This is a genomic window from Pseudomonas sp. SWRI99, from assembly GCF_014270125.1.
In the GTDB taxonomy this organism is placed as follows: domain Bacteria; phylum Pseudomonadota; class Gammaproteobacteria; order Pseudomonadales; family Pseudomonadaceae; genus Aquipseudomonas; species Aquipseudomonas hamedanensis.
In genome coordinates this window covers 1-838 of the sequence record NZ_JABWQR010000065.1, presented here as the reverse complement: position 1 = coordinate 838, position 838 = coordinate 1, and the positions used below count along the sequence as shown (strand labels likewise).

Sequence of the window (838 nt, the reverse complement as noted above, 5' to 3'; positions counted from 1 at the left end):
ATATTGATCTGGGCAGCATTGTCACGCCGCCGCGGGCGCCGGCGAGTGTGGCGGTTGGTCAGTAAGGTTCTGCGTTGAGGCGACTGGCCTCTTCGCTGGCAAGCCAGCTCCCACATTGTCCGCTGCTGACACAAAAATTTGTGGACAACCGCAATCCCTGTGGGAGCTGGCTCGCCAGCGAAAGGGCCAATACTGACACCGCCAATTTGGCGGCGAACAAGGACCGCTCCAGCCACTTCCCGACGCTGCTGCAGTTGATGGGCTACGACCTGGCGAATATCGAGGCGGTGTATGGCAAACCGCTGAGCGTGCCGACGGCGGATGAATTCACCTTCAACTACCGGTTCAATGCGCGGTTGGGCGCCAGGCCTGAGTGGAAACATATTGATCTTGGCAGCATTGTCACGCCGCAGCGGGCGCCGGCGAGTGTGGCGGTTGGTCAGTAAGGTTCTGCGTTGAGGCGACTGGCCTCTTCGCTGGCAAGCCAGCTCCCACACTGTCCGCTGCTGACACAAAAATTTGTGGACAACCGCAGTCCCTGTGGGAGCTGGCTTGCCAGCGAAAGGGCCATTACTGACACCGCCAATTTGGCGGCGAACAAGAACCGTTCCAGCCACTTCCCGACGCTGCTGCAGTTGATGGGCTACAACCTCGTGACGGCGGATGAATTCACCTTCAACTACCGGTTCAATGCGCGGTTGGGCGCCAGGCCCGAGTGGAAAAATATTGATCTGGGCAGCATTGTCACGCCGCCGCGGGCGCCGGCGAGTGTGGCGGTTGGTCAGTAAGGTTCTGCGTTGAGGCGACTGGCCTCTTCGCTGGCAAGCCAGCTCCCACA

2 pseudogenes are annotated in these 838 nt (G+C 60.3%); both read left to right on the top strand.

What is annotated here, in order from left to right:
- Positions 1-209 precede the first annotated feature (209 nt).
- Positions 210-446: pseudogene (locus HU743_RS27010) on the top strand (sulfatase); the annotation flags it as partial.
- Positions 447-581: 135 nt separating this feature from the next.
- A pseudogene (locus HU743_RS27005) lies at positions 582-788 on the top strand (sulfatase); the annotation flags it as partial.
- Positions 789-838: the final 50 nt, after the last annotated feature.